This window comes from Methanobrevibacter cuticularis, assembly GCF_001639285.1.
In the GTDB taxonomy this organism is placed as follows: Archaea; Methanobacteriota; Methanobacteria; order Methanobacteriales; family Methanobacteriaceae; genus Methanobaculum; species Methanobaculum cuticulare.
Genome location: NZ_LWMW01000136.1, coordinates 1 through 22980, shown reverse-complemented (window position 1 = coordinate 22980; position 22980 = coordinate 1). Strand labels below are relative to the sequence as shown.

General features: G+C 26.3%; 17 protein-coding genes. 9 read left to right on the top strand and 8 right to left on the bottom strand.

Annotated elements, in window-relative coordinates:
* Positions 1-139: 139 nt before the first annotated feature.
* Positions 140-1507, bottom strand: a complete 1368-nt coding sequence (locus tag MBCUT_RS08885) for a TldD/PmbA family protein (protein ID WP_067260325.1) — start codon at positions 1505-1507, stop codon at positions 140-142.
* Between the two features lie 810 nt (positions 1508-2317).
* Between MBCUT_RS08885 and MBCUT_RS08880 the strand changes: the two genes are divergently transcribed.
* The 3 genes from MBCUT_RS08880 (at position 2318) to MBCUT_RS08870 (ending at position 6068) form a co-directional block, all read left to right on the top strand.
* Positions 2318-2749 carry a hypothetical protein gene (locus MBCUT_RS08880; RefSeq protein WP_067260324.1) on the top strand — a complete coding sequence of 144 codons (432 nt, stop codon included), beginning with the start codon at positions 2318-2320 and terminating at the stop codon, positions 2747-2749.
* Positions 2750-3653: 904 nt separating this feature from the next.
* Positions 3654-4871 carry a GMC family oxidoreductase N-terminal domain-containing protein gene (locus MBCUT_RS08875; protein WP_067260323.1) on the top strand — a complete coding sequence of 406 codons (1218 nt, stop codon included), beginning with the start codon at positions 3654-3656 and terminating at the stop codon, positions 4869-4871.
* A gap of 420 nt (positions 4872-5291) precedes the next feature.
* Positions 5292-6068 carry a succinylglutamate desuccinylase/aspartoacylase domain-containing protein gene (locus tag MBCUT_RS08870; RefSeq protein WP_245634981.1) on the top strand — a complete coding sequence of 259 codons (777 nt, stop codon included), beginning with the start codon at positions 5292-5294 and terminating at the stop codon, positions 6066-6068.
* A 173-nt stretch (positions 6069-6241) separates the two neighbouring features.
* Here the strand turns inward: MBCUT_RS08870 and pyrI are convergent, their stop codons facing one another.
* The 7 genes from pyrI to hisA all read right to left on the bottom strand — a co-directional run bounded on the left by pyrI (position 6242) and on the right by hisA (position 13635).
* Positions 6242-6703, bottom strand: coding sequence for an aspartate carbamoyltransferase regulatory subunit (pyrI, locus tag MBCUT_RS08865; protein ID WP_067260321.1), 462 nt, complete (start codon positions 6701-6703; stop codon positions 6242-6244).
* A gap of 783 nt (positions 6704-7486) precedes the next feature.
* Positions 7487-8719, bottom strand: a complete 1233-nt coding sequence (locus tag MBCUT_RS08860; RefSeq protein WP_067260320.1) for a preprotein translocase subunit SecD — start codon at positions 8717-8719, stop codon at positions 7487-7489.
* On the bottom strand, positions 8716-9552 hold the full coding sequence (locus MBCUT_RS08855) for a protein translocase subunit SecF (protein ID WP_067260319.1): 837 nt from the start codon (positions 9550-9552) through the stop codon (positions 8716-8718). The genes MBCUT_RS08860 and MBCUT_RS08855 overlap by 4 nt, the downstream gene beginning before the upstream one ends.
* A 419-nt stretch (positions 9553-9971) precedes the next feature.
* Entirely contained in the window at positions 9972-10466 is a 495-nt protein-coding gene (locus MBCUT_RS08850) for a flavodoxin family protein (protein WP_067260318.1), read from the bottom strand.
* Positions 10467-10578: 112 nt separating this feature from the next.
* A complete protein-coding gene (argC, locus tag MBCUT_RS08845; protein WP_067260317.1) occupies positions 10579-11607 on the bottom strand; it encodes an N-acetyl-gamma-glutamyl-phosphate reductase in 1029 nt (342 codons plus the stop codon).
* 688 nt (positions 11608-12295) lie between these two features.
* Entirely contained in the window at positions 12296-12751 is a 456-nt protein-coding gene (locus MBCUT_RS08840; RefSeq protein ID WP_211263799.1) for an adenylyltransferase/cytidyltransferase family protein, read from the bottom strand.
* Between the two features lie 143 nt (positions 12752-12894).
* The gene (gene hisA / locus MBCUT_RS08835) at positions 12895-13635 is read right to left on the bottom strand and encodes a 1-(5-phosphoribosyl)-5-[(5-phosphoribosylamino)methylideneamino]imidazole-4-carboxamide isomerase (protein ID WP_067260316.1); all 741 of its coding nucleotides are present in this window, start codon (positions 13633-13635) and stop codon (positions 12895-12897) included.
* Between the two features lie 719 nt (positions 13636-14354).
* Between hisA and truA the strand changes: the two genes are divergently transcribed.
* From truA to MBCUT_RS08810, 6 genes are all read left to right on the top strand, one after another.
* On the top strand, positions 14355-15281 hold the full coding sequence (gene truA / locus MBCUT_RS08830) for a tRNA pseudouridine(38-40) synthase TruA (RefSeq protein WP_067260315.1): 927 nt from the start codon (positions 14355-14357) through the stop codon (positions 15279-15281).
* Positions 15282-15353: 72 nt separating this feature from the next.
* Positions 15354-16664, top strand: a complete 1311-nt coding sequence (wecB, locus tag MBCUT_RS08825) for a non-hydrolyzing UDP-N-acetylglucosamine 2-epimerase (RefSeq protein ID WP_067260314.1) — start codon at positions 15354-15356, stop codon at positions 16662-16664.
* A gap of 258 nt (positions 16665-16922) precedes the next feature.
* Positions 16923-18440 (top strand): ATP-grasp domain-containing protein, encoded by a 1518-nt coding sequence (locus tag MBCUT_RS08820; protein ID WP_067260313.1) that lies wholly within the window; start codon positions 16923-16925, stop codon positions 18438-18440.
* A gap of 34 nt (positions 18441-18474) precedes the next feature.
* On the top strand, positions 18475-19503 hold the full coding sequence (locus MBCUT_RS08815) for a hydantoinase/oxoprolinase family protein (protein WP_067260312.1): 1029 nt from the start codon (positions 18475-18477) through the stop codon (positions 19501-19503).
* Between the two features lie 406 nt (positions 19504-19909).
* Entirely contained in the window at positions 19910-20086 is a 177-nt protein-coding gene (locus MBCUT_RS10615) for a putative quinol monooxygenase (protein WP_169805434.1), read from the top strand.
* 970 nt (positions 20087-21056) lie between these two features.
* Positions 21057-22980, top strand: a 1924-nt coding sequence (locus MBCUT_RS08810) for a beta strand repeat-containing protein (RefSeq protein ID WP_394327060.1), incomplete at its 3' end; no start/stop codon positions are given.

Genomic DNA, 22980 nt, shown 5'->3' with positions numbered 1-22980 from the left:
TTGATATAAATCTTATATAACAAATTTGATGATTATTATTATTTTACTACTTATTTTCCCATATATGTTTTAAAATTGTTTCTATATGTTTTTAAATCATTATTTTTCTGAGTATCAAATTAAAATTGGACATTATGAATTAATTACTGCCACCTACTGTAGCGTCTAAAATTCTCGTATGGGGACCACCATCTCCAACTGGAGCAGTTTGTCCTGATTTTCCACAAAAACCAGTATTTAATTTAAAATCAGATCCTAAAGCATCAACATTTTTCAATGTTTCCATAACATTTCCTGATAAAGAAACGTCTCTATAATGGTCTGTTATTTCCCCATTATCTATTTTAAAAGATTCTGCTGCATTGAATTGGAAAATTCCTTTCCCTGTATCTACTTGCCCTCCCCTTGAGCCTTTAAGATAAATTCCTTCATTTATATCTTCTAATAATTCTTCAAAACTCATGTCTCCTGGTTCTAAATAGCTATTACTCATTCTAACAATGGGTTGCTCACTTATTATTGATCTTGAATTTCCAGAGGATGTCATATTTAATTTTGAAGCTGACTCTCTTGAACTAAGTAAAGATACCAATTTTCCATTTTTCACTAATTGGTTCTTTTTACTTTTTACTCCTTCTGCATCGTAAGCATAATAACCAAAACCATCACAACTTGCATCATCAATTATATTTACAATTTCAGAACCAATCTGTTCTCCCATTTTCCCTTTTAAAATAGAATCATTTTGTAATATTAAATCAGCTTCTGCAGCATGGCCTAATGCTTCGTGTATGAAAACACCAGTTAGTTCACAATCAGTTATTATTGGAAATCTACCAGAAGGAGGGCTTTTTGCTTTTAAAAGCCTTGTAGCCTTTTCTCCAATTTTTCTTCCAAATTTTTCGATATCTGCTTCTTTTAAAACTTCAAAACCTTTTGCACCACCAATACTACTATGACCAAATTGAATAATATCTTCAGAGGATGCTGCTGCATTTAAGAATAACCCAATTCTGGTTTCATTCATGACTATAGAACTACCCTCACTACTGAGAAAAATACTTTGAGATTCATTATCTGAGTAATTAACGGTTGTACTCACAACATCTCCAATATTGGCTGCTTTACTTGCGTCTGTGATGATTTCTTTTTTTTCATCAATGGTTACTTCTGATACTGGGATTTTTGCTTTACTTTGTACTTTATCTTCAACTATCTCTGTTTCACCTAATTCCACATCACTTGATAAAACATTAGATAATCTAATAGCTGTTTCAGATATTTCATTTAGCTTATTTAAATCGTTAGTGAAAGCAAATCCCCAAGCACCATTTTTAAGTACTCTAATTCTTGCACCAATATCGATACCAGTATTTATTTCTTGAATTTTATTATCTTTCATTACTATATTGGTACTATTTCCTTCTCCTGCTCTAATATCTACATAATCAACTTTCGGTGAAACCTTATTGATTATTTTTTCAAAAAGATCTAAATTTTCTTCCATGACTATCCTACCTGATTTTTTTTATTAATAGTGTAATATTTTATGTTATTTTCTTATCAAATTAGTTTATTATTTAATTCTACTATCAATTACCTTTTTCGTAGTTTTCATATTAATTAATTATTTTTTTGGTATCATTTTTTGTATATAACTTTCATATTATTTTTTATATTTTTGCTTATTATGCAAATGATCGTTGATAGTGTTTATATATTTTAAAACTTATCAAACTTTTTATTCTTAAAAGTTTTAACTTCAGTAGATTTTGTAAGGGGTTAATTAATTCTTTAGTAGATTTTGCAGGAATAATTAATGATATTGGAATAATGATAATTTTCACTGTTATCTATTGAACTTTTTCCTTAAATTTTGTTTAGATATATCAGTATGTTCACTAATTATTAATATTTAATTTTTTTAAAGTATCATTTAAGATTATATTGATTAACAAATTAAAAAGTATAAGTTATAACTTAATAGGGGTCTAAATAGCCATTTTTGTGGCAAAATTTAAATATTAGTAATTACTTATTAAACTATTATTAAGATAATACTAAGGATATCTGGAGGCTGTTATAAGTTATAACAAGAACTTAATAGTTCCATGGACATATGACTCATTTATATGATTTATAACTATTATTTTATTAATCTTATTTTATCTTATTTTAATATAAAAAAATTCCTTGTCGGAGGGGATTATAATGTTTCAATCTTCAAAAATCGTGGCAGATTTTGTTTGATTTTTATTGCAAAGCAAAAAATCTAAACTCTCAATATTATTAGAATAAAAGAAAGGAGTTTGATAATTTGAAGAATATTTCCAAAAAATTATTTCTTGGAATCACACTAATATTTATAATGTCTATGATATCCATATCAGTAGTTTCAGCCAGCACTATCACAGTAATAGCTAAACCAAGTGCTTCTAACAATCTTCCTTATAAGGATCATACAAAAACTTGGGAAAACTATTGTCCGTTGTGTCATTCACATGGAACACTAGTTTTTAATCCAAAGAAAACATATGAAGGTGAATTAACTTGTTCTAACTGTGGTGCAGACTATTGTGGAGTTACTGGTAAAGATAAATCTTTTCATGGATCAAGAGCTGAATTGATACCTTTTAAAGAGATCAAAAAACAAACTACAGAAAATATAGATTCAACCCCTTCATTTTTAAAAAGTTCAGCTAATTATTTGCAACTAACAATAGGAACCATTTCAAATATAATTTTATAGGCTTAGTTATAGATTATCTAATTTATGAAGGTTTAATAGTATCATTTAAAATTTTCATGTGTTAATGAGAACTATATAACCTTCAATATATGAAATTATAAGATATGATTTTGAATTTATCTGAATATCCTAATCTCTAAAAATCAAAAATTATTTATATAAATATAAATATATAAAATATTTGTATTTAAGTAGTGTATTAATTATATTAATTTAATTATATTAATTTATTACAATTAAAATTATAAAATTATTATAATGAATAATATGAAATAGAAAAAATAATAGATATAATAAAAAGTTTTATTTATTTTTTAATAGATATAATAAAAAGTTTTATTTATTTTTTAATAGATATAATAAAAAGTTTTATTTATTTTTATTTATATTAATTAAATAGTTAATACATATGTTTTTGTAGGAGGTGAAATATATGCAAATTACTCTTGATTTACAACATTTTTGTTGTGGTCCTAAAGGATGCCAAATCGAAATCACTTCTGGTGAAATGATGGATGCAGAATAATTTGAATAACTAACTTTATTCATTAATTTTTATTTTTGAAGAGAATATTTTAATCTTTGCTTTCATTTTTCTATTTTTTCAGTTTTTACCGTATTTTTCATTTTTAGTAGCTTTTAGAAATTATTAATTAATTAGATTTTTAAATCAATAACTCATAATAACTCAAATAATTTATAATAACTTATAATAATTAAAACTATAATCATTTTTTTTAAATTATAATTTTATATTAAATTAATAATTATCTAATATAAATTAATAATTATAAATATTTATTAATTGATAGTCGATATATTTAAATAGGGGATTATATAACAATAGTTATATCATTCATTACTTTATATTTTTATTCATTTATTCATAGTTGGAGATGTAAAAATGGTAATTATTGTTGGTTCAGGTGCAGGTGGCGCTATAATAGCTATGAAACTAGCTTTAGCTAATATTCCTGTTACATTGATTGAAAAAGGTCCACTAATAGATTCGAAAGATGCTTTTGATTATTATGATGAGTCAGATGAGGGAGTAGATCTATTAAAGACTACTTGTGTTGGAGGTTCCACTATTGTGGCTGCTGGAAATGGTGTTAGGCTGCTGGAAGATGAATTTGAATCACTAGGAATTCCAATTTCAAAGGAACTTGATGAAGTGGAAGAATTACTCTCAATTCATGAGTTGGATGATGATCATTTTGGTAAAGGAAGTCAAAAATTTATGGATGCAGCAGAAAAACTCAATTTAAATCCTATTAAAATGCCAAAATTTATTAGAAATGAAGATTGTGTTCCTTGTGGAAGCTGTGCTTATGGTTGTCCATTGAATGCAAAATGGAGTTCTGCTGACTTTGTCAAAATAGCTGTTGAAAATGGAGCTGAGCTATTGGACAGCACTGAAGTTGTAGATCTATCTGTGGAAGACAATAAAATTAAGGGAGTTTATGTTAAATCAGAAAATAGTGATGAGACTAAATTTATAGGCTCTGATTTGGTTGTATTATCTGCTGGAGCTATTAATTCAGCTATTTTACTTCAAAAAATTGGATTACCTGCTGGGGAAAAATTGTTCTTGGATCCTTTTGTCACTGTAGGTGGAGTATTAAAGAATATAGGTTTCAATAAAGATGTTTTAATGACAGGATTGGTAGTTGGAGAAAATTATGTCCTCGCACCTCATTTTTCTCAGTTTGTAGCTAAAAAACTTAGAAAATATGGGGCAGAAGATGGAGATATTTTAAGTATAATGGTTAAAATACCTGATGATACATTTGGTCAAGTAAAAGACGGAAAAGTAATAAAACAGAACTCAATAAAAGATGTTAGTTTAATAGCTGAAGGATCAGCAGCAGCTGGAGCTATTTTAGTTGAATCAGGAGTGGATCCAAAGACAATTGTTTCAACCAACCTTAGAGGAGCTCATCCTGGAGGGACAGCAGCTATTGGGGAAATTGTTGATAATAATCTAAAAACTGAAATCGAAGGTCTTTATGTTGGTGATGCAAGTGTGATACCGAAAGCTCCAGGAGCACCTCCTCTTTTGGTAATTTTAGCTCTTTCTTTAAGACTTTCTAAACATTTACTTTCTGAATTAGAAAATTGAATAATTAGAAATTTTATTATTTAATTATTTTATTTTTTTATATTGATTTTTGATTTAAATTATTTTATTTTTTATATTAATTTTTGATTTAAATTATTTTATTTTTTATTTATATTGATTTAAATTATTTTTTTTTATTTTAATTATTTTATTTTTATATTGATTTTTGATTTAAATTATTTTTTTATTTATTTTAATTATTTTATTTTTATATTGATTTTTGATTTAAATTATTTTTTTATTTATTTTAATTATTTTATTTTTAGATAGTTATTTTCAATATAGTTTTCAATGCTTTTAGCAAAATAATAAATACTTTTTAATTCATAAATATTAGTAAGTTTTTAAATATTATAATAAAAGGAGGCATTACTAATTATTTTCAAGATTAATTTTAAAAAAATTGTAACTGTACTGATTTTGATAGCTATCCTTTTAATAGCTATTCAAACATCATTTGCATCTGTATCACACGCATCAGGCACTGTTTATTCATATAAATGGGGTACAGGAGCAGATGTCACTAAAAATTCATTAATCAAAAAAAATATCCCTAAATCTAATATCACAAACAAAGTTCTTAAAGCTGCAAAAACAGGAACTCCAATTGTAAAATTTGGGAATGGAAATGGGCCTAGAACACTTATTGTTGCAGGTGTTCATGGATCTGAACTATCTTCTCAAGTTTCGGCCATGAAACTTATTAATTATTTGAATAAAAAGAAGGTAATAAAAGGAACAATATATGTTATCCCATTCATTGCACCAAAGGCAACTTCAGCAAATATTAGATTTTATAATGGTAATAACTTAAATAAAATAGCTAATAAAAAAGGAAGTATTACAAACAAAGTTGTTAAATTTGCAAAATCTAAAAATATACAAGCTGTAGGGGATTTCCATTGCACAATGCCTGGAGGACTCCCTGGTAAGAATATAATTTTAGGCACTAAGAACCCAACACTTAAAAGTGCTAAGATGGCAATAGCTATTTCAAAATTAACAAAGCATCCTTATAAAAATGAATATCAAGCTGGAAAATCATATCCTGGGGCTCTTGAAGATGTTCTAAACTTAAAGAAGATACCGTCAGTCACATGTGAAGTCAAAACTCCCCATGGTAAAATAGCTAAAGGAAGTATAACTTCATCTTATAAACAGATGATTGCTTTTTTAAAATATAATAAAAATATTTAAAAATAGTTTAATTGATATAATATTTCAGAATGATAAATATTATTAGCTGTTATTACATATGTCGATTGAATAATAGTTATTTTTAATTATTTTAATATAAATAATGGTTGAATTAATAAATCAACTAATCTTAATAGACTATAAAAGTTTAAAATAATGAGAATTTTTTGATTTTAAAATTGCTTATCTAGTTCTTCAGCACCAATTAATCTTTCACAGTAGTGACATCTTAGAAGTATTGGAGAAGTTTTTAAGAGATAAAACTTGGAGTTTATCGGTTCTTTCGTGTTTGTAATGCATTTAGGATTACTACATTTAATAATCGAATTTAATTCTTTCATAAAATGGACTTTATCCTTAGCTACCACATCATAATCTCTTATTATATTTATTGTGGCATCAGGTGCAATCAAAGAAATTTGATCAAGTTCACTTGAATCAAGTTCTCTATTTTCTATTTTTACAATATCTTTTCTCTTAGCAGCATGTGATGAGACATTCATAGCTATTGTAACGTTAGTATCTCCATTTGGTAGGTTTAAAATCTTTAAAACATGAAGTGATTTATTAGCTGCTATGTGATCAATAACTGTTCCATTTTTGATTGCTTCAACTTTCATTTCAGGTTTTTTCATAATTTAAATTATATATTATTTTTTATTTAAAATTTTTTATTTTATCGAATTGATAAGATTTCTATTATTTTTTATTTAAAATTTTTTATTTTATGGAATTGATAAGGTTTCTATTATTTTTTATTTAAAATTTTTTTTATTTTATAAGTGGGTGGGAAATAATTATTTTTTATAAAATTTTATTCTTAATATTATGAGTTTAAATCTAATATAAACATATATTATTTCTTAATTTATTAGAATTAAATATATTTAAGTAGTTAAATTTTAGATAAAATTCTAATAGACCTTAAGATTGATATTAAAATCAATTAATTAAATTAAATTTTTTCTATGTTATAATTCATTTATTTGAATATTGATATTATTATAAGATTTAAGTCATGATTTAAATTTATATAATTAATTTTTTTAAAATAATAATATTTTTTCATGCTTTAAAATAATAATAACGTGATTTTACTGATTTTTAAAATTTTAATTTTGGAATTATTTCCCACTCAATATTTTCGCCACTTTAATATTTTTTTTTAATTAAAAAAAACTTGGTTTATCTTTTGAAGATTGTAGATATGGTTATTAATTTTTCAATAGTTGAAATTGAAGGATTATCATCTTTTTTCATTTTATTTAAGAATTTTAAACTAATTTTTAGACTATAAATTATGTAATAAATTGTTGTTTTGGGTGGGTTTTAATATTGAGAAATAGAAAATAAAAATAAAGAAAATTTGATAAGATTTAATGATTTTTAATAAAATAAATTGAAATATTCATAAGAATTTACTTTATAAATATTTCTAAAAATTTAGCAAATGCAGGTCTGGTAATGAAGATTCCTACTAAAACTCCAATTATTGTGGTAAATGCAAAACCTGATATAGTTCCAATACCACTACTTCCTCTTGCAAATCCTACATAAGCAAGAGGTAACATTGCAGCAATTAATGTACCTGCAGAAGCAAATATTATAAATAATGCATTTTTTACACTCATTCTAGTTCTAGTTTTCCTTCTTTTGGTGTTATCTGTATTTTTTCCTAGAACTTCATCAGTAATAATGATTTGATCATCTACACCTGTACCGACTGCTGCAATAAGCCCTGCAATGGCTGAAAGATCTATGTTCCAATGGATAATAGAAGCAATTCCCATAACAATCAATACTTCAGAAACGCTTGTTATTATGATAGGTATAACTAAAATAGGTCTTCTATATCTAATGAATATGATGAGAGAAATAACTAGAATTGCTAATAATCCTGCTATTATTGCTCCATTCAAGAATTGTTCTCCTAATTCTGCGGAGATAGTGTTTGAACCTATAACTGTAAGTTTTACAGGTAAAGTACCTGTTTTTAAAACAGTGTAAACTGCCATAGCTTGAGCTTCTGCTTCTTCTACAGTATTTGCTCCACCTGTAACGGTTAATTCAGTGGCTCCTTTACCGTTAGCTAACTCTGGTGAGAGTGTTGGAGGATTTTCATCAATAAGTTTCCCATCTAAGTACATGTAAACTTTTTCTCCACCTTTCCCTTCAGCTGCTTCTGCAAAATGTTGAGCTCCACTTGGTGAAACTTTAAATGGGACTGTCCAGGAAGTACCTGTTATCTCATACATATCAACATTTGTTATATCAGAGCCCGTTAATGCAGGTTCTGCACTTTCATTACCTATTCTTGCTTCAAATTTTCCAGGAGATCCAATAAGTCTCTCGATTTCTTCAGGCGTAACTCCTGCCATTTCAACTATTACAATTTGATCTCCACTTGCTCTGACCTTTACATCTTTAACTCCATAAATGTTCAAACGTTTATCTAAAACAGTTGTCACAACGTTCATCGTATCTTGATCAACAGGCTTTTCAAGTTGCAGCTGTAACAATGATCCTCCTTTTAAATCAAGACCTTCTTGAATACCAATTGTGGAGATACTAATTACACTAGCTAGAATTAATATTATTAATAATATAACTCTTTTATCTTTGAAAAATTGGGATAAATCTCTTTTTCTCATGTTCTCCACTCCATATACCATCTAATCATTCCAAGATTCATAAACCATGTTGTTAAAATATCAGCCAATAAACCAAAAATTAAAACAGCAGCTATATTACTTAAAGTAGAGGCTTGGGGAATAAAAATCACAGTCACTGCGTATAAAACTACCATTGATGCAATAGCTGTAATAGACATGGTCAGTCCAGTTTTCATAGCTTCCTTTGCACGATCCACTACCTTTCCTTCTCTTCTTCGCAATACTCTTGTTGTGAGAAGGATATCGGTATCTACACTATAACCAATTAACATAAGAATTGCACCAACTGAAGCTATAGATAATGGGATGTTGAATAAAGACATTCCACCAATAGCTATTATTATATCAGAAGCAGCAGCTAATATTATAGCGATTGAAGGAACAATCTCTCTAAATATTATGAAAACAGTTATTGACATAAATATAAAAGCAAATAACATGGCCCAATAAACTTGGCCCAGTGCTTCATCGCTTAAAACAGGTCCAATTGAGTTATAACTAATCACTTGTCCTTTTCCACTTAATGCCGAAGCAAATGAGGCTGGATTCACTTCAGTACCTATTTCTAGGGTTACATCATTACCATTATTATTTAAAATATCAACTTCATCTACATTTAAAGCAGTTTTCAATTGATTTTCTAAAACAGGAGAAGGAATAGGTTCATTCAATTTTATTGTAGCTATTGAACCTCCTTTCAATTCTATCCCTTCATTTAATCCATTGAAAGCTATCAATCCAACTGATAAAATCACAACTATCATTGGAATTATAATTAATAGCTTATAAGATTCCATAAATTTTTCTAACATTAAAACACCGTATTTTTCATATTTCTATTTTTCATATTTTTGGCTAATTTTTAAATTTAATAATATATTATTTTTAACTAATTACTAAATAATAATTCATCATATAATAAATTAAAGAATGATCTATTTTCAAATAATTAAATACAAAATTACTTTTAATCAATCCAATTTAAACAATCAAATGATAACTTATTTCTAAAGAAATTACAATTATTTTAATTATTTTAAAGAATAACTTATTTCTAAAGAAATTACAATTATTTTTTAAATATATAAATCTATTTCTAAAGAAATTACAATTATTTTAATTATTTTAAAGAATAACTTATTTCTAAAGAAATTACAATTATTTTAATTATTTTAAAGAATAACTTATTTCTAAAGAATTAAGTATATAAATTATTTGTAGAGAATTTTAATTAGGGCTTAAATAAGCTTAAATCTAATAATTTGGTTATATTTTCACTTTCTTCTTCTAATTTTTTAGGAGTTTTATCTTTTGTTCTTATAGTAAAAGATTCAACTACTCTAGCCCCTCTTGCTTCAACTTTTTCTTGCATTCTTTTAATAGTGGATTTTCCTCCAGATCTTTTCATGGTAGCAAATAAAACTATATCTTTTCCTTGCAAATCACACTTATCTATCATTGTTATGATTGCCGGAGTTGGATTACCTGCCCATGTTGGAGTACCAAAATATATTAGGCCATAATCACTAAGATCAATCTTTGGAGGATTAATCTCTGTTTTAATTTCTCTAAAAGCATCTATGGAAGAAAATATTCTACCACTAAACCCTTTTCTGGGTTTTAAATCTTTTATTTTAATTAACTCAGTATTTAAATTATTAGAAAGTATTTTTGCAACTATTTCTGTGTTTCCACTTTCTGAATAATAAATTATAATTGTTTTCATTAGAATCCCACTGTAATCATTTTAATTATTAACTATATTAGTAATTATATTAGTAATTATATTTTACTAATTATTATAATAAACAAATTTTATAATCACTTCATTTTGGCATTTATGGCCTCATTCCATAGCTCTCTAAGGCTTCATTTTCTTTAAAACCACAAATCAAATTCATGTTATGAATAGCTTGACCTGAAGCTCCTTTAACAAGGTTATCAATAGCTGATATTATTACAAGTCTTCCATTTTCATCAATTTCAAAACCACCAATATGGCCGAAGTTAGAACCTCGAACAGCATTTAAGGTTGGAATCTCCCCATTTTCAAGTACCTTAACAAATGGTTCATTTTTATATTGTTTTTTGTAAAGATTTAATAGATATTCCTTCTTAGATTCAATATCACTACTGTCATAAATATTTAAGAAACTATGACTTGTAGTTAATATTCCTCGGATCACAGGAACTAAATGAGGAGTGAAAGAGACTTTAATCTTGGAATATAATCCTAATTCTTGCTGAATTTCAGGCATATGCCTATGACTTGTTAAATTGTATGGTATGACATTATCACTACAATTAGGGAAATGAAAATTCTCTGCAGGAGTGACTCCTCCCCCACTAATACCAGTTTTAGAGTCAATTATTACATTATCTACCAATTTCTCTTTAGATAGGGGCAATGTAGCTAAAATAGCTCCAGTTGGAAAACATCCAGGATTAGCGACTAAATCAGCTTTTTTGATATCTTCCCTATATATCTCTGGAAGTCCATAAACAGCTTTTAATGGAGCTATATGATCCATACCATACCATTTTTCATAGGTAGCCATATCCTTAAATCTGTAATCTCCACTTAAATCTATGACTTTGGCTCCAGTTTCTAAAATTTCAGGAACAATTTTCATAGATGCTCCATGAGGTGTAGCTGTAAATACAACATCTACATCTAATTCCTTTGGATTTAAGTCTTGAAATATAAGATTTAAGTCCCTAATATTTGGATGTACTTTTTCTATAGGTACATCTGCATATTTTCTTGATGTTATATATTTTATGTCTACATGGGGGTGTTTTTCTAATATTCTAATTAATTCTCCACCTGTATATCCACTTCCGCCCACAATAGCTATTTCTGTCATTTTTAACACCATAAATCAGTATAAGTTTTTAATTGTAATTTAAATAATGGTTTTTAATAAGTTTTTAATTGTAATTTAAATAATGGTTTTTAATAAGTTTTTAATTGTAATTTAAATAATGGTTTTTAATAAGTTTTTAATTGTAATTTAAATAATGGTTTTTAATAAGTTTTAATAATTAATTGATAATAATTAATTACTTAATAATTTATTATAGAATTTCAATAAGAAAATAATTAAATATTACTTTGATAATTAAGTTAGCAGTATTAATTTATTTTCAATGTCATATCATTTTATTAATTATAAAGTATTTACTTATTTTATGTTATTACTATAATAAATAATCACTACATTTACTATTATTAAAGTTTATTATTAAATTATTGCTATGTATTTATAACTAGATAGCTATTTTTTAAAAACTTATGATAATTTTAATTTATAATATGAAAATCAAAAAAATTCGAAATCTTATGAAACTCAATGTATTTTTTAAATGAAATATATAAAATTTAAGATATCTTATAAAGGAGATATAGGAAATTTGAAGTTTTATAATATAAAATATCAATTTTAGGAAGGTGAATTATTGAAACTAATCTACAGTATTTCTCTGTTGCTGTAAAATACTAATAAATTAATAATAAACACATTTTGAAAGTTTTTGAAGTCACAATCTTTTAAGTTAACAATCTTTTAAATTTTTTTCTTCGAAATCAGTCTGCTTTATCTTTCTAATAATCTTACAGGTGCTATCTAATTTAGCTTTTCTATAATCTGAAATTCTAATAACTTCGGCTTCTATGTTTCTTTTTTCAAGCTGATTTTTTATATTCTCTAAATTGAAACTTTGATCAGAACCAATAGCTATGATATCCGGATTTATTTCTTCTACTATTTTAAACATATCTGTTTTGTGACCCAAATAAGCTTTATCAACCGGTTTTAACATTTTTATCATCTCTAATCTTTGATTTTCGTCAATTATAGGAATTCTTTTTCTGTCACGAACCGTTGAATCTCTAGCTACAATGACAACTAGTTTACAGTCTTTTCCTCCTAATTTTTTAGATTCCTCTAGATATAATCCATGTCCAGGATGTAATATATCAAATGTTCCAGTCGCCATAACCACTTTCATTTTTCCACCATTATTGTAATTTTTGTTCTGATGTTTGATTTTATTGTTTGATTTTATCTTATTCTTTGATTTTATTTTATTGTTTGATATTATCTTATTCTTTGATTTTATTTTATTGTTTGATATTATCTTATTCTTTGATTTTATTTTATTGTTTGATATTTTAATGCTTCTTTAATATCAATTCTATCTTTATATAATGCTGAACCAATTACTACCCCTTTAACTCCTGTTGTGGACAATTTCTTAATATCATTTAATGTGGTTATTCCTCCAGAATATACGATAGGAATATCTACAGATTTAACGAGATCTATGGCAGGTTGAAGATCAAACCCTTCTAATAGTCCTTCAACATCCACATTCGTAAAGAGAATGCTTCCTGCACCCTTTTCTTGAAATTTTTTACTTATTTCAGTAGCTTTTTTGTCGGTTTTTTCTTTCCAACCCTTTATAACTACTTTTGAATCTTTACTATCAAGTGCAATCATAATTCGATCTTTTCCAAATTCTTTGGATAGTTCAGCTATTATTTCAGGGTTTTTAATAGCCATAGTTCCTATAATCAACCTGTCTATATCTAGATTCAGTAGTTGTTTTGCATATTCTGGACTTCTTATTCCTCCTCCTAATTGAATAGGAACTGAAACTTCATTTAATATTTTCTTAATAGTTTCAAGATTATCTTTACTTTCTATAGCACCATCTAAATCAATAACATGGATTATTTCAGCACCTTTATCTTCCCATGATTTAGCTACATTTTCAGGATTCTCTATTATTACTTGTTCTGTTCCTGGTTTCCCTTGAACCAATTGAACACATTTTCCGTTTTTTATATCTACAGCAGGCATAATTAACATTTTTTTATCTTCAAAGGACATAGTAGCACCAAAATTATAAAGAAGGTTCTCCTAACATATTGTTTTGAATAATATACTTAATAATGGATCATATTTACTTATAATCCCCAATATTTAATAAATTAACATTTATTTAATGAAATGAATGTTTTTGTATAGATTATGGATTAATAAATGAATTATTTTTTAGAATTTAATGAAATGAATGTTTTTGTATAGATTATGGATTAATAAATGAATTATTTTTTAGAATTTAATGAAATGAATGTTTTTATGTAGTTTATGAATTGATAAATGAGTTATTTTTTAGAATTTAATGAAATGAATGTTTTTATGTAGTTTATGAATTAATAAATGAATTATTTTTTAGAATTTAATGAAATGAATGTTTTTATGTAGTTTATGAATTAATAAATGAATTATTTATTAGAATGGTTTAAATAATAAATAGAAATTTAATAATTCTCATTTATAAGATATCATGAATTACTTTTTAAGTATATAATATTTTAATAATCAAATTATTTATTTATTAAGTATAATATATATTTTTATAATAATTTTATAATAAAATAAATTCATAATTCATAATAATGTTATTCATATAAACTAATTAATATTAGTCATAAAAAATAATAATAAGCTGATTATAAATAATGAGATGTTACTTAATTAGAAATAATAATTATTTCTACAATAATTATTTCTACATTTTTTAAATTTGATTCATTGTTGGTTTTATGAAGAAAGTAGCTTTAAAAATAGGTTATATTGGAACTAATTTCTATGGATTTCAAAGACAACCTAATCTTCGAACAGTTGAAGGAGAAATCATATATGTTCTAAAAAAACTAGGTTATATTGAAGATTTGGAGAGTTCTAAATTTGGAATAGCTGGAAGAACTGATAGAGGTGTCCATAGTTTGGGTAATGTAATCAGTTTTATGAGTGAAAAAGATATCTTAATCAATCAAATAAATCATAAGTTGCCTGATGATATTCAGATATTAGCTAAAGCTCCTGTTAGGTATGGGTTTAAGCCAAGATATGCAATAAGGAGATATTATCGTTATATGTTATTTGAGGAAGATTTAGATATTAAGGCTATGAAAGAATTAACTAAGGTCTTTGTTGGAGAACATGATTTCACTAATTTTTCAAAAAGAGATCAAAAAACCCCAATAAGAACAATTGATGAGATTAATCTAATTGTCCCTAATGAATCAACTAGCTTTGATCCTTCACTTGTTTTGGAAGATTCAAATCATTCTAAGACAAAAGAAGAAATTGATATTCAAAATTTTAATGATTTTAGTCACACTCCAATTTTTATTGATTTTTATGGAGAAAGTTTTCTCTGGAACATGATTAGAAAGATAATGAGAATTTTCTATTCTGTTGGAAAAGGTAAAATGAAAGTAGGAGAAGTAGAGAAATTTTTCAATCCAAATGAAAAATTCAATATTAAGACATTATCTTCAGAAAATCTTATTTTAATGGATACACAATATCACAATATCAATTTTAAATATGATGAATACGCTTGTGAAGGATTTAGAAGAATTTTGATCCAAAATCTTCTTAAGTATAGGATGGAATTCTCAATAGAAAATCAGATGTTAAATATTATGAACAATATAAATAGAGAATATTTAAGTAGAAAATAATTATTAAGTTTATGATATTTTAAATTAGTTAGTGTAAATTATTAATATAATAAATATTCACGGAAGATTTAGATGAAAATAGCTATTGTACTTGGAACAAGACCAGAAATTATCAAAATGGCTTCAATTATTGATGAAATTAGACTAAGAGAACACGAGCTTATTCTTATTCACACAGGCCAGCATTATGACCATGAAATGTCAGATCAATTCTTTGAAGAATTAGAATTACCATCTTCTAATTACAATATTGGTGTTGGATCTGGATTCCATGGTACACAAACTGGTAAAATGATGGAGGGAATTGAAAAAGTTTTAATTGATGAAAAACCAGCTATTTTACTTGTTCAAGGAGATACCAATGCAGTCTTAGCTGGGGCACTTGTAGCTTCAAAATTACACATTCCTGTTGGTCATGTTGAAGCAGGATTACGTTCATTTGATGAAACTATGCCTGAAGAAATTAATAGAAAAGCTGCAGATGTTTGTTCTAAATTATATTTTGTTCCAACTGAAAAATCAGCTATTAATTTATCTTTAGAGGGAATAGCACGAAAAAAGATCTTTATAACTGGAAATACTATTGTGGACGCTTGTTTTAGGAACTTAAAAATAGCTAAAAAAAGGAATTTGAGGGAATTTAAGGAATTGCTTAATTTAAATAACATTCTTACTTTAACCATGCACAGAGCAGAAAATGTAGATAATAAAGAGAGATTAAAAAATGTAATCGATGCTATAGCTAAACTAAAGGAATTCAATGTTGTATTCCCAATCCATCCAAGAACTAAGAAAACTTTAATGAATTTTGATCTTTATGATGCATTGGATGATTTAGACCATGTGTATCTTATTAAACCCCTTGGTTATCTTGAATTCTTGCTATTACTATCTAAATCATCATTGATTCTGACTGATTCAGGGGGTCTTCAAGAAGAAGCTATTACTCTAAATATCCCTGCTTTAACTCTAAGATACAACACAGAACGTCCAGAAACGGTAACTGCAGGGGGGAATATTTTAGTTGGATCAGATAAAGAAGAAATAGTTGAAACAGCAAATCTTATTTTAAATGATAAAAAATTCTCTAATAAAATGAAATCAGCTAAAAATCCTTATGGGGATGGCAGTTCTGGAGAGCAAATTCTAAATATAATTGAAAATACCTATCATAATAATATGTTAGCTATTAAAAGTCCAGATACTATCATGCAGAGCTTCACTACAGAAATAAAAATGATCGATGAAGATATAACTGTGTCTGAGTTTGAAAATAAAAACAATTCACTGATTAAAGTAGCTTATGATAATGATTATATGAAATTTCCATTTGATGATTTGAATATTAAAGGAATGTATATTTTATTTGATAAATTAAGTTAATTCAACTTAATTTAAGGTACTGTTATTTACTAAAGTTAAATTATCTTAAAATTTATTATACTTAATTGTAATAATAAGTTTTATTAATTGTAATAATAAGTTTTTTAATAATTTTAATTATTTTCTTCAATTTAGCTTAGTATTTAATTACTTTAGTTTGTTAATTATTTAATTTAATTTTCTTAATTATATGGTTGAACGTTATCTAACTTTGTTCTAGTTAATTATTCAGTTAATTTATTTATTAATGGCGATTTTATGAATAATAAAAGTCTTAAATCTATTTTAGTATTTGAATACTATACAGCTTCAGGAATAACTGATCAGGAAATTATTTCAGAAGCAGTAACTATGATTGATTCTCTTCTTGATGATTTGAGTGCTTTTTCTGAATCAGAACTCATTGATTTTCATTTTCTTGTTTCTAAAGATTTTGAATGGATTACTAATAAATATAATAGTTTTAAACCACTTATTATTAATAATGATCTAATGGACGACGATGTTATTGATAATAAAGTATTTCATGATGGTATTATTGGTAATAATATCTTGGATAATAATGTTATTGATAATAAAGTATTTCATGATGGTATTATTGGTAATAATGTCTTGGATAATAATGTCTTGGATAATAATGTCTTGGATAATAATGTCTTGGATAATAATGTCTTGGATAATAATGTCTTGGATAATAATGTCTTGGATAATAATGTCTTGGATAATAATGTCTTGGATAATAATGTCTTGGATAATAATGTCTTGGATAATAATGTCTTGGATAATAATGTTATTGATAATAAAGTATTTCATGATGGTATTATTGGTAATAATGTCTTGGATAATAATGTTATTGATAATGATGTGATCAATACTAATATTACTGATGAGAATCTTCTTGTTAATAAAAATATTTATCATTGGCTATCTAACAATGCAAATAATTTCGATGGAGTAATTTTCATTTCTTCTGAAAAAGATATGCACTTATATAACTTTACTAAGTTTTTTGAGGATAAAAAAATTAAGGTATATGGCTCTGATTCTTATGCTACTATGTTATGCTCTGATAAATATGAAACTTTTAGACATCTTCAAGGAATTGTAAATCAGCCAAAAACATTTAAATTCACTCTTACTAATGAAGAAAAGTGGAAAATAGCTATTAAAAATATTTTAAAGTCTGTTCAAGATCATAATGATGAAAACAGAGCTAAAATAATAGCTAAACCTTTAAATGGAGTAGATGGCGAAGATGTAATTGTTATTTCATCTGAGGAGGGTGTAAACAATTTAAAAAATATTTATCCAGTTAATTCTGTTGTAGTAGTTCAAGAATTTATAATCGGGGATGCAGTCAGTGTTAGTTTGTTGTCTGATGGAAAAACAGCTATTCCTATTAGTTTAAATAAACAGTATAATCTTTTGGACGGCGAAGATCATAGATATCTTGGAGGGAAACTTCCTTATGATCATCCATTAAAAGATAAAGCTTTTCAAATAGCTAAAACGGCGGTTGAATCAATTCCAGGAATCAAAGGATTTGTTGGTGTTGATTTAATTTTAAATGATGATGTTTATCTTTTAGAAATTAATTCAAGATTCACAACTCCATATGTTGGGTTGAATAAAATTACTAAATTTAATATAGGAAAAGCAATAATTGATTTATTAGATAATAAAATAATTATTGATTCAATAAGGGATAGTATTGAATTGGATAATATTGTTAAGTTCAAAAAAAATGGTTATGAATTGGATATAGAAATTTTATAGTAATTATTATTGTTTTTATACAGGAAATGTTTTTATGAAGATTGCTGGTTTTGATATCGGTGGAGCAAATACTGATTTAGCTATTGTTGACTTTGATCACAAGGGTGAAATAAAAAATATTACTTCCGATTTTGAATATCTTCCTATGTGGAGTAATAAAGAGGATTTAGGAGACACATTACTAAATTTAATTGAAAGGTTAGATAATGTAGATTCATTGGATGGGATTGGAATTTCTATGACTGCTGAACTTGTAGATGCTTATAGCACCAAGGAAGAAGGTGTTTTAGATATAGCTAAAAAAGTTAAAGATATTTTTGATCTTCCAATAGCTTTCATTGGAATAAATGGTGTCCTTTCTTTCAATGAACTTAAAAATAATCCTCTTGAAATAGCTGCTGCTAATTGGATAGCTACTGCTCAAATAGCTAGTAAAATAAGCTCTAACTGTATTTTTATAGATATTGGAAGCACAACTACTGATATTATCCCCATAAAAAATGGAAAAGAATGTGCTAAAGGTAGATCTGATTTTGAAAGATTAGGCACTGGTGAACTTGTTTATACTGGAACACTTAGAACTGACTTAGCTACATTTGTAGATGAAATTCCTTTGAAAAAAAATAACTATACAGTAGCTTCAGAACTTTTTGCTATCTCTGCCGATGTTTTCAGAGTTTTAGGAAAAATTACTGAAGAAGATTATGTTTGTAATACATGTGATGGTAAAGGAAAATCAATAAAAGAATCTGCAAGAAGAATATCTCGTATTTTATGTGCTGATTTAGAGATGTTATCAATGGATGAAATAATAGAAATCTCAAAATACATTCATGAAAAACAAGTTAAACAAATAGCTATTGGATTAAAAAAAGTATCAGAAAGAGAAAACTTAGATCTGATCATAACAACAGGTCTAGGAAAAGACATTTTGGGATCAAAGGCAGCAAAACAACTCAACCTCAATATTAAATCAATGAATGACATTTTAACTGATGAAGAATGTGTTGTAGCCCCAGCTATTGGAACTGCAATTTTACTTGAAAAATATTTAAAACAATAATTAATTTGTAAAATAACAATTTAAAATTTAATTTAATGTCAAAATAATAACTTATATCATAGAACAATAATTAATTCATAATCAAAAATAACATTCTTAAATTATACTTTTTTCAATTAAAAATTGGCACAAACTTAAACTTTAGAGTCTTTAAAAATTTTTTAGAAATTCTTTAATTAAAAATTTCTTATAACAATATTGAATAAATTATAATTTTTAATATATTGTCTATTACTAAACTTTTTGCATATTGAATCCAATTTGCTTATATATAAACTATTAATTTAATGAAATTTATTAAGTAATTGACTATAACATTATAAATTTCTTATAACAATATTGAATAAATTATAATTTTTAATATAACATTATAAATTTCTTATAACAATATTGAATAAATTATAATTTGTATTCTGATGTTGAGAATGAGGATTTATTTGTTATGGTTGAGTATTGGCAGGATGAGAAAGTTTTAAATGAACATTTTGAAACTATCCATTTTAAGAATTTTGGGGTGGAAATTTCTGATGTATTAGCAAAAGATATTGATTTAGATAAATATGATTTGGGTGAGCTTTTATAACTAATAAATAATTAATTTTAGATTATCTATACCTTAATTATCCTATTTTTTTCTAATTTTTTTATCATATTTCTAATTTTTTAGTTTTTTTTACTCTTGTTTTTCTGTGTTCTTTGAATAATTGAAAAGATTCCAAGGATAAATTGCATTGAATTGTGGATCAATAGAAAAAGCAAGAATAGTTGAAAAAATCACACCTCTTCTAATTAACTTAACTATTTAGAAATAAAACTCATTTTGATGGAATACGAATATTACTGGATTAGATAAAAAAAAATAGCTATTATGATCGATATTATATACAAAATATCTGATTTTACTTAATTTTTCTTTAATTCACTTAATTTTACTTCAATTTTCATTTTTAATTTATTCTTTTTTTCATGTATTATATTTTCTTTATTTTTATTCTATTATTATTTGATATAATGATTTTAGTGCTTTTTTGATCATTTTTATTAAAGATTATAATGTTTTATTATAATTTCTTTTTTAAGATTTTTCATGATATTCACTTGAATAAGAAAATGTGTGGAAAATTAAATGAAGAGTTAAATAGCTTATTTTCATGATCATGACAATTTTTTGTGTTTAATTTTTGTTATAATGGTTTTAAGTTCTTAAAACTTTAAGGGGGGGGGGGGGGAGTTCATGGAATTGTATCTAAGTTCTAATTTATTCGTAAATTAGTAATGGAGTTTGTAGAATTGATATCTTTATATATGGGTAATTACTATAAGTATAATTGTCCAGTGATTAAAGATTAATAGTTTAATAGCACACAAACTGTTCTTTTAGTAACTAACAAGTTTTTTCATGTATCATGAAAAAATAACTTTAGTAGAATTATTAAATATTTTTAGTCTTTTAATTAATAGCTGGCAATCATATGAACATTAATTAAGAAAAAACACGACTCAACATAAAAAAAGTAATAATTTAATGTTCAAAAAAAGAGGTGAAAAATATTATGAACAAATTTAAAAAAACATCTGTTCAGATGATATTGCTAGTAACACTTGCATTATTTGTAATGCTTAGTTTACAAGCTAGTTTTGCAGCTGATCAAAACATCAATGACACCAGCACAGGTGGAATTGCACAAGGTATAACTAATGCAGGTGATGGTGATACAGTTAATTTAGCTCCCGGAACATACAACAAAACTAATCAAGATACTAACATAACAATCAGCAAAAACATCACTATACAAGGTAATGGACCTACAGATCAAGTAATAATCGATGCACAAGGAAATAGCCGAATATTCACAATAAATAACAACCGGAATGTTACTTTCATAAACATAACATTCATAAATGGAAATAGTACAGGTAACGGTGGAGCAATTTGGAACCAACACACTAGTACTCAAATGGTTTTTATAAACTGTATATTTACAAAAAACTATGCAACTAGTAGTGGTGGAGGAATATTTTCTGTTGGTGATTTATCAATAAACAATTCTACTTTCACTAATAACAATGCATCTTCTGGTGGAGGAGGTGTTTATGTAGCTTCCGGAGCTAATCGTATGATTAGTTTTAGTCTAACTAATTCAACTTTCAGTGATAATAGTGCAACTGGTAATGGTGGAGGACTCATGATAACCACTGGAACTAATGGTACAATCACTGTTGATGTAACCAATTCTACTTTCACTAATAACAATGCATCTTCTGGTGGAGGACTCATGATAATCAATGGAGCTAATGGTACAACCACTGTTGATGTAACCAATTCTATTTTCATTGGTAATAATGCAGTTAGCACTGGTAATGGTGGAGGATTCCTTGTACTTTCTGGAACTGATGGCATAACTACTGGTAATGTCACTAACTGTAATTTCACTAACAATAGTGCAATTAATGGTGGAGGATTTCAAGTAAATGGTGGAACTAGAAGTATTATGAATATTACTGTTACAAATTCTATTTTCACTAATAATAAAGCAGCTAATAATGGTGGAGGTGCTTATTTAACTACTGGACTTAATGCTACAACTTATGTTCATTTAATAAACCCTAATTTCACTAATAATAGAGCAGATAATAATGGTGGAGGATTATATCTATCTTCTTGGAATGATTCTAACTCTAACTTTAATATAACTAATGCTATATTCACTAATAATAGTGCAACTAATGGTGGAGGACTTCATGCATATCATGGAGATAATAGTTCAGTTGTTGCTAATATAACTGATTCTATTTTCACCAATAATACTGCAACTAATAATGGTGGAGCTATTTCTAATTCAGATGAGGATAATATATCTATTTCTGGCAATATTATAATTAATAATAGTGCAACTAATGGTGGAGGAATTTACAACAATGGTACAGTTGATTTAGATAATAATATTATCACTGATAATGTTGGTGGGGATTTTATTAACGATGGTAATGCTACTATTGGCAATAACAACACCATAGGTAATGCTACTAATAATGGTGATTTGTCTACTAGTGGTGAAAATAATACTATCGATAATTTGACTAATAATGGCAATGCTGACTTAGGCACTAATAATACTGTTAACAATCTCGTTGATAATGGTAATACTACTATTGGTGGTAGGATTTATTATCAATCTGATCTTGTTTTATCTATTAGTGTTTCTAAAGATAAAGTAACTATTGTTGTAGTAGCTACAAACAAACGTACTGGTGAAAAACTTATTGGTGAGACAATTAATTTCTATACTAATAATGAGTTAATTGGTTCTGAAGTGACTGATGAAAACGGTATTGCAATATTCACATACACTGCACCAAATAAAGGAACATACAACATACGTGCTGATTTAGAACAATACAACATTACTAATGCTACTGGAAACTTCACAATCGAAGGATCTAACAATACTGCAAATGCAACTGTTAATGAAACAA

Bases quoted from the DNA above. Each gene is read 5' to 3' on its own strand.
- MBCUT_RS08840 (WP_211263799.1), bottom strand. From the start codon at position 12,751: ATGAAAGTGGTTATGGCGACTGGAACATTTGATATATTACATCCTGGA.
- argC (WP_067260317.1), bottom strand. From the start codon at position 11,607: ATGACAGAAATAGCTATTGTGGGCGGAAGTGGATATACAGGTGGAGAA.
- truA (WP_067260315.1), top strand. From the start codon at position 14,355: ATGAAGAAAGTAGCTTTAAAAATAGGTTATATTGGAACTAATTTCTAT.
- MBCUT_RS08850 (WP_067260318.1), bottom strand. From the start codon at position 10,466: ATGAAAACAATTATAATTTATTATTCAGAAAGTGGAAACACAGAAATA.
- MBCUT_RS08815 (WP_067260312.1), top strand. From the start codon at position 18,475: ATGAAGATTGCTGGTTTTGATATCGGTGGAGCAAATACTGATTTAGCT.
- pyrI (WP_067260321.1), bottom strand. From the start codon at position 6,703: ATGAAAAAACCTGAAATGAAAGTTGAAGCAATCAAAAATGGAACAGTT.
- MBCUT_RS08855 (WP_067260319.1), bottom strand. From the start codon at position 9,552: ATGTTAGAAAAATTTATGGAATCTTATAAGCTATTAATTATAATTCCA.
- hisA (WP_067260316.1), bottom strand. From the start codon at position 13,635: ATGTCCTTTGAAGATAAAAAAATGTTAATTATGCCTGCTGTAGATATA.
- MBCUT_RS08860 (WP_067260320.1), bottom strand. From the start codon at position 8,719: ATGAGAAAAAGAGATTTATCCCAATTTTTCAAAGATAAAAGAGTTATA.
- MBCUT_RS08820 (WP_067260313.1), top strand. From the start codon at position 16,923: ATGAATAATAAAAGTCTTAAATCTATTTTAGTATTTGAATACTATACA.
- wecB (WP_067260314.1), top strand. From the start codon at position 15,354: ATGAAAATAGCTATTGTACTTGGAACAAGACCAGAAATTATCAAAATG.
- MBCUT_RS08875 (WP_067260323.1), top strand. From the start codon at position 3,654: ATGGTAATTATTGTTGGTTCAGGTGCAGGTGGCGCTATAATAGCTATG.
- MBCUT_RS08885 (WP_067260325.1), bottom strand. From the start codon at position 1,507: ATGGAAGAAAATTTAGATCTTTTTGAAAAAATAATCAATAAGGTTTCA.